Raw genomic sequence first — 7,713 nt, 5'->3', positions numbered from 1 at the left:
AACTATGGCCATGATCCGTGCCTTAAACAAAATGACGCGTGCAGGGATGCCAGAAAGTGTGCGGATTGCCTGAGGAAATCAGTGACGAGAGGCGCTTTTATCTAAATCCGAATTATTCAACAAAGCCGCATTTTAGTGACGTCGGCCGGATCGGCTGGTAGCCAGCCGAAACCTGCCAGCCAGAACATCGCCCGGCAGTGCTGCCCGCCGCTGACTTTTGCCACGCCTTGCTCATCAGCGCTACCAAATGCCTTCTTCGAATAGTTCCCCAACTTGCGGGATGCGCCCAGGCGAATACCAAACATCTCACGGGCCGGGATCCCGCAGGCACGGCACAACGCGACGAACACGGAGTTGATATCGGTACATTTCCCGCCCAGCTTGCCGGCCTTAAGGATTTGGCCCACATCACCGGTCCCGCAGCCAATCACCGCATCGTCGCGATGCATATGGGTTCTTACCCATTCATGAATTAGCCTCGCCTGCTGCAGAGGGGATTTCTCACTGCCAATAATCTTTAACGCCGTTTCTTTCACTAGCCCATCCACCGGGATATGTGGGGTCGCGTTAAGATAGGGTTGTACTTCTGCGGGGAACACCAGATCGGTTTGCGGGAGGTGCCATTCGGCCAGTTGGTTGCTCTTTAGCGGTTCCCAATCCAAGGTTTCAATCAGCATTTCCACTTTCAGTTCCATCGGGCCTTTGGAGTCCGGCCAGGAAGCAAACAACGTTTTAGCTGCGTAGGTATTATTCGCCGTGAGGTAGGCCTGCTGATAGTTGCCGGAAAAAGAAATGTGCTTCAGTTGCTGGAAGGCGGTGTCCACGGGGACCGGGATCCACAGATTGGCCTTACCTTCTGAGCCTGCTGGCGCTTTCAACTGGTAAGTTTGTGTCATCACAAAACGTCTTCTGTTATCCACGCAGGTTGACGCAGGGATATCCGTTTTACGCGACTCAGACCAGACCGGGCTTATCAGCCCAAAAGAAGATAACGCCGCCGCACCCTTGAGAAATTTACGCCTTTCCATCACCGTTCCTTTTTTATTATCAGATAGCGCCAAAGCCTTGCCCACCGCCTTTGGGAGGGCAATAGTATGCACCCAGGCAGCACAAAACGACATACCGCTTACACAAAAAGACATCAGGGAATATACGGTAAACGGCATGAGGGAAAGTGGAGACGTCTCAAGAATAATAAAAATACGCTACGGAGCGAACGATCGAGTCGGAGGTGGGATTACTCCCACCGTCCTTACAACAACATTATACGATAAACCGATTCACTAATTGGGTCATCGCCGCCGCTTGGTTGTCCAGTACCTGACTGGCACTGGCCGCTTGGGAAACCAAAGCCGCATTTTGCTGGGTGACTTGTTCAAGCTGATTCAAAGCCAGATGAACCTGCCCCACCCCCAATGATTGTTCGTTGGCGGCCTGAGCGATATCGCTAACATATTGCTTCATCAGCCCAGAGTTATCTGCTGCCGCTTTTAGCGCGATCCCGGAAGCCGAAACCCGGGCGACGCCTTCTGCAATTTTTTCCATATTTTGATTAATCAGCTCTCGGATCTGGCTCGCCTCTTTAGCACAACGTTGAGATAAGTTACGCACCTCACTCGCTACCACCGCAAATCCCCTGCCGGACTCGCCAGCTCGAGCGGCTTCTACCGCAGCATTGAGCGCCAATAAATTGGTCTGAAAAGAAATGTCGTCAATAGAAGCCACGATACGTGAAATCTGCTCACTAGAATTACGGATCTCCGTCATGCTCTGGCTGGCTTCATTCGCCACACGATTCGCCTGCATGACATCACGCTCCATCGCCAGCGTGAGTTGTTCAGCTTCGCGGGCGTTATCTGCAGTCTGGGCGATCGCCGTGGATATTTGTTCCATACTTGCCGCAGTTTCAACGATAGATGCCGCCTGTTCATCAGTACGTTGCGCTAAATCCTGATTACCAGCGGCGATATCACCGCTAGCATGGTGAAGCACCTCCGAGCCGGATTTAATCTCTTTAACGATATGCTGAATATTTTCAATGGATTGGTTATAGGCATGATTCAATGCTGACAACTCATCACTACCCGGCACGCTAAGGCGTTGGGTCAAATCCCCCTCCATTTCACCAATCGTTTTCAGCGTTCCTTGCAGTTGCAGATGGATACTCCGCGCAACGACGATGGCTATCGCCAAGGCCACTGCCAGGGAAAGAAGGCTGATACACAGGAAAGTTATCCATTCGCTACGTGCCGTGCGTGACAACTCTGCAGCATGCTTTTGCAAGGTGTCAGCGGTTTGATTCTCTAGTTGACGCAGCACTTCAATGCGCAGAGTCTGAGCCTTGAACCAATCGGTAGGATTAACTTTGAATCCACCGGTGGCGACTTTATCGATCGCAATCTCACGAAACTTAAGGGCATCGGCTGCCGATGCAGAGCGTAATGCGCCATCAAGCGCCGCCGCCTGCTCCGCGGTGCTGAAACGACGAGTCGCAGAAAGCCAGGCCTCTTGTTTTCCTACCACATCGCTCAACTGGCGGAATTGCCCATCACCAAAACGATCGCCAGAGAAAACGCCGGAGAGTAATGCTCGCTCTATTCCCGACTGTTCTTTCAGGTTAAGCAGGCTGTAATACGCTGACAATTCTTGGCCGATTTTGCCCGATGTCGTCAAATGCCCGATACCGCCGACAAAATCCAGCACCTGCGCGATGGTCTTAGTATAGAAACCAATGGCTTGTGGTGCTGCGGTGTGTAAATTGCTGACGTTATTGCGCACCTCGCTCAGCAATTGGGTTTGGTCGTTAAATAACTGAATCGCCGATGTATCAATCCCTTCCAATGCGCGGCGATCCGTTTTAGCTAACAGCTGGCTAAATTTCGCCATAGCCGCATCTGTCAGTTTACGTTGTTCCGCTAGTTCAGCGCGAAACTGCCCGCCGCCAGAGCCCAGGTAACCTGCGCTCATACCACGCTCTTTTTGCAGCTCATGCACGACATCCCCTGCGCCACGCGCAATTGCCGTTAGCTGAACGATGACATCCATCTGACGTTCGGTGTTGATACGGGTTTTCATCCCCGAACCGGCAAACCAGCATAAAGCCAGTAGCAGTGGAAACAGAGCAATGAAAAGCTTCATTCTCATCGATATACGGTAGATCCCTAACATCCGGTTTCGTCCTATTTAGCTGACAACATCAATAGAACAGCTATCGGCCTGCTTTAAGCACCCTTTAACCACAATGATGGAATTGTTATTATTGCATTGATAAATAGCATTATTTTTATTAAAGCATAAAGGCAGCCAATGCGACCTCCCTGCTTTGCTCTACCACTTCATCCTCACTTCACACAGCCCCGATAAAATGGCTAGATTCTAACTTCGAGGGATTGAACGTGATTTTTACCAAACGCCTGTGGGCTATTCTGTTTCTCACCATCGGCCTGATGACCGTGCTGGTCAGCCAAGCTCGCGAGCTACCTGCGGTGCAGGATGGTGACATCATTTTCCACACTTCCCGCTCGGCACAGAGCCTGGCGATACAGCAGGCCACCGGCTCGCGTTACAGCCACATGGGCATCATTGTGCTGCGAGATGGCAAACCTTACGTATTCGAAGCGGTATCGACGGTGAAATACACGCCTCTGGCCGCCTGGATCGATCGGGGAGAAAAAAAGCATTTTGTCGTCAAACGGCTAAAGAACTCCAAGCAAATGATGACGCCGTCCGCGCAGCTAAAAATACGCCAGCAGGCCAAAAGCTTTGCAGGAAAGCCCTACGACATGCAGTTTTCCTGGTCTGATGAGAAGTTATATTGCTCAGAGTTGGTGTGGAAAATTTACGATCGCGCACTAGGGATACAAATCGGCAAGCTGCAAAAAGTGCGTGAATTTAACTTTGGTGCTCCTGCCGTGCAGAAGAAACTGAAGGAACGCTACGGAACGCAAATCCCGTGGGACGAATCGGTTATTTCGCCGAAGGCGATGTTTGAATCACCGCAGTTAGTCACGGTGATCGCGAATTAATCTACGGTGACGTCCCCCATCCACATGGATAGGGGACTGTATGTGCTACACATTAGCTCCGCGCTGGCACCCTTGCACAAACCAGGTTAGCTTGCGTCCTGCACCCGCAACTCCACCTCATGCGCCTCGTCCGCCTGCGGGATCTCCAATTTACTCAGCATCCGCGCCATCGCATCAGTTGGTACGCTGTACTCCCGCTCGGCATTCTGCCGCTGCCACTGGGCATACGGCACTTCCAGGTAAACAATCTTCACCCTTGCGCCATAGGCGATAAACAACTCAACCAACTGGCTACGCAACTGCCGGGTAATATTGGTGGCATTCCAGACAAAAGGTTCGCCCCGCCGTAGCAACGTCTTAGCCTGCAACTTGGCCTGCTGCACGACCCAGCCGGTCGCGTTTTTGTCGGTAGGAGACAACCGATGTTGCCGGCGGATGTTGTCCAAGCTGATAACCTCAATCCCAGCGGCATGCTGCGCGATATAGCGATCTTTACCCATTCCCGGCAGCGCACAGAGTAACGTCACTTCGCTCTGAAATTGCTCGTAGGGAACAAAATCCACGCTAGCCTGCGGATGCGTCAAATAGTGGTAACGCTGGTTATCGCTAGCAAAAGGACGCGCTTGCCCCCAGCATTGCTGCTCCTGACAAAACAGTTCGAACAGCTCGATGTTATCCAGCAGGCCGTTTTGGTCGTCACACTCGCGGCCCAACACATCTGCCCGTGCCAACATCGCCAGCAACCGTGTATCCAACCGTAAGGCCGCTAATAACAGCGCCCGCTCCGGCGATGGCCGCCCCATGATCCACAACGGCAAACCATGAAAACGTACCAAGGCCGCTACCTGTTCACGCAGTTCAAACGGTGTCACGATATCCCGATAGAGGATCGTGCGCGTGGTCAGTTCACCGCGTTTAGCGTGGTTGGGTGAGGTCACCGAACCATCGTCGGCAACCCGCGTGGTACTGCGTTTTTCTACATCGTGCAGCAAGGCGGCAGCCCAAACCAGCTCCTGCTGTTGCTCTGGCAACGCCAAAAACTGCGCAGACTCGGTCAGTGCCGCCAGCACGCGCTGGGTATGGATTGCCACATCGCCTTCCGCATGATGACGGGGATCTTGTGGCACCTGATGCATATCGGCCACCCAACGGAATTTATCCGCCAGCCTGCCCCACTGCTTGTCTTCACTTAAGCACCACATGGTTTATCCTCCTGCTGATACTCGTACGCCATACGCGCTCGTTGCCAATTCACTCTCCAGTGACGATCGGTTTTCACATGGTTTTTACGCACGTACTTAAATACGTTATGGGAAAACTGAGCCACCGGGAATTCAGCCGCATTGCGGGTGACAATCCCTTCCATGGTGCATGGCAAGCCGGTATGCACATCGTGCGGCGCAAAACTCCCTACTCCCCGCACCTGCTCCAATATTGCCGAGCGGTATTCTTGTTCCGTCTGGCGCGGCACGTCCTGTACCACTTCTGGTACACAGGCAAAATCAAATAATGCCGCGTAAAACTGCACTTCTTGCCAACTCAGCCACATGTCTTTACAGCGCACGGCGAATAGATAAAAGTCCTGTTGCAGGCCACGATATTCGATCGAATGGGTGGCATACAAATTCTCCCCAAACAGCTCGATATCGCCCAGGTCATTTTTAATCAGTTGCCAACGCTGGCGGATCTGGCGCGTCCAGGCCGAAACCGTCGGTGCCGCATGGGAGCGTGCAAATACGCCATATCGATTCAGGCAGTTATTCTCACCATCGAGCTTTTCCGTATGGATCAGTGAGGGGATTAACGGTATGTCTTGCCAATAGTGTTTATTGATCCGATCGTCACTGGTGGTTCCCGGTGAGAACGGATAATGGTACGTCCGACCATATTTATGTGTTTCCATTTCTTTTCTTCTTATAGCTTTACCAGCCTGCCCCATCAGGCCGATATTGATTAAGCGAGCGGCGTAAAGCTTTCGCCTTTAAACATCCGAACCGGTGAACCGCGCACTATTTGATGGTGAAACATCCGTCGTTCAGCACGCTGTTCGTCCAGTTGCTGTTGCTCAAGCTGTTCCAAACGGTGAGCGATCAGCAAATACGCCAAACGCTTATTGGCATGTTGGCTGCGCTCGGTCTGCACTTTGACGCTAATGCCGCTAGCGATATGGGTGGCGCGAATAGCCGACTCCGTTTTATTCACGTGCTGCCCACCCGGCCCGGAGGACTTCAACGTCTCAAAACGGATCTCGCTCTCTTTTGGCACTGCTGCCGGAGAGAAACGCGCTGCACCAATAAACCAGTTCTTTCTGGAGCGCCCTGTACGCCACGGGCTTTCGCAAATCCACTGCAATGTCCCGTACCACTTGGCGGCCAATGGCTCCGCCGCTTCGCCGTTAAGCGTCAATAGCACCGAACGCAACGTGCCGGGTAGGCGGCCCTCTTCCCGCTCAACCTCACACAGTTCCACCTGCATGGCCTGAGCCTCTTTGTGGAGCTGGCGCAGTGCCAAACTCACAGCCAGGCAACATTCATCCGGCCCCTGGGCGGCAGAAATCTGTAACAAGATCATGACTGCCCCCCGCTGGTTTTGTAGGTCAACACCGGTTGCATACGCGCCACCAACGTGACCAATCCGGCCTGCTGCAAGGCACCCACTACGCTATCAATCGGCTTGTAGGCTTCTGGCGCTTCCTGATAAATCAGTTGGCGGTCGCGACAAATCACCCGGCTGCCGAAGCGGGTTCTGGCCAACTGCTCGGTGCTGAAACGCGCCAATAAACGGTCTTTACACTCGGAACGCATCCATTTTCGCCCGGCACCGTGCGCCAGCGAATACAAACTGCTGGCGGCAGGTAGCGGCTGGACGATATAGCTGTAATCACCGCGCGAACCGGGGATCACCACCAGCCCTTCATCCGACGGCGTAGCCCCTTTACGATGCAGCCAACCAGGCACGCCCTCGATAGTGGCCGCCGCCAGCAGGTTATGATGGATATCCAGCAGGCAATCGCCAGCAGTGCGTAACCGCTGAAATATCCGTTGGGCAATCAGTTGCCGGTTTAAGCCTGCAAAATCCAACGCCTGTTGATGCTGTTGCAGATAATCGTTGGCCGCATCGGTATTTTCCAGCAGGCCATGATGCCCATGGGCGCGCACATGCTGTTCCAGTATTAGCTGGCCCAAACCACGCGAACCGCTGTGCACCAACAGCATCAGACGTTTTTTATCGAGACCGGCCTGCGGTTGATATATTTCGTCGATGCGTAGCAGTTCAGCAAAATGATTACCGCCGCCAATGGTGCCTAATGCACGAGAATAATCGCCAAGCGCTGGCGGAATATCCCCCAACTCTTCTTCCTCTAGCGGGCCGTCAATATTGCCCAGGTTTTTTTCCAGTTTATCCAGCGACTGTTTCATCGCCAGCAAATCTGTTTGCCATAGCGACATACCGCAACCGATATCATTACCGATTAACGCCGGGTAGAAGCGATGTTGTGAAAAGAAAGCGGCACCGACCGGGTAACCACGGCCAGGATGCAAATCTGGCATCCCGACCACGCGCACCATATCCGGCAGCTTGGCGGTAATTTCTAATTGTTGGATTGCATTTCCTTCAATCCAGGTGTGTTCCGACGCGATCAATGAAACTCGCGGCGTAACGGAGCCAATAGTATTGCTCATAACCA

At 53.0% G+C, this 7,713-nt stretch carries 7 protein-coding genes; 1 reads left to right on the top strand and 6 read right to left on the bottom strand.

Annotated elements, in window-relative coordinates; translation table 11 throughout:
* Positions 1-116: 116 nt before the first annotated feature.
* Together ACMV5I_RS23290 and ACMV5I_RS23285 are read right to left on the bottom strand one after the other, a co-directional pair.
* Positions 117-1,028, bottom strand: coding sequence for a transglutaminase domain-containing protein (locus ACMV5I_RS23290; RefSeq protein ID WP_414825364.1), 912 nt, complete (start codon positions 1,026-1,028; stop codon positions 117-119).
* A gap of 235 nt (positions 1,029-1,263) precedes the next feature.
* On the bottom strand, positions 1,264-3,168 hold the full coding sequence (locus tag ACMV5I_RS23285) for a methyl-accepting chemotaxis protein (protein ID WP_414825363.1): 1,905 nt from the start codon (positions 3,166-3,168) through the stop codon (positions 1,264-1,266).
* Between the two features lie 278 nt (positions 3,169-3,446).
* On the opposite strand from ACMV5I_RS23285, the gene ACMV5I_RS23280 reads away from it, so the two are divergent.
* Positions 3,447-4,025 (top strand): YiiX family permuted papain-like enzyme, encoded by a 579-nt coding sequence (locus tag ACMV5I_RS23280; RefSeq protein ID WP_414825365.1) that lies wholly within the window; start codon positions 3,447-3,449, stop codon positions 4,023-4,025.
* A gap of 86 nt (positions 4,026-4,111) precedes the next feature.
* Here the strand turns inward: ACMV5I_RS23280 and ACMV5I_RS23275 are convergent, their stop codons facing one another.
* From ACMV5I_RS23275 to ACMV5I_RS23260, 4 genes are read right to left on the bottom strand one after another with little or no spacing between them, the layout of a single operon-like run.
* Positions 4,112-5,227, bottom strand: a complete 1,116-nt coding sequence (locus ACMV5I_RS23275; protein ID WP_414825362.1) for an AAA family ATPase — start codon at positions 5,225-5,227, stop codon at positions 4,112-4,114.
* The gene (locus tag ACMV5I_RS23270; protein ID WP_414825361.1) at positions 5,215-5,928 is read right to left on the bottom strand and encodes an RNA ligase family protein; all 714 of its coding nucleotides are present in this window, start codon (positions 5,926-5,928) and stop codon (positions 5,215-5,217) included. The genes ACMV5I_RS23275 and ACMV5I_RS23270 overlap by 13 nt, the downstream gene beginning before the upstream one ends.
* A gap of 50 nt (positions 5,929-5,978) precedes the next feature.
* Entirely contained in the window at positions 5,979-6,596 is a 618-nt protein-coding gene (gene prfH, locus ACMV5I_RS23265) for a peptide chain release factor H (RefSeq protein WP_414825360.1), read from the bottom strand.
* Positions 6,593-7,708, bottom strand: a complete 1,116-nt coding sequence (locus ACMV5I_RS23260) for an RNA ligase RtcB family protein (protein ID WP_414825359.1) — start codon at positions 7,706-7,708, stop codon at positions 6,593-6,595. Before ACMV5I_RS23260 ends, prfH begins: the two co-directional genes overlap by 4 nt.
* Positions 7,709-7,713 lie beyond the last annotated feature (5 nt).

Origin of the sequence: Serratia sp. T13T92 (genome assembly GCF_047530105.1) — a bacterium.
GTDB lineage: Bacteria > Pseudomonadota > Gammaproteobacteria > Enterobacterales > Enterobacteriaceae > Chania > Chania fonticola.
This window is presented reverse-complemented; position numbering and strand designations above follow the sequence as displayed.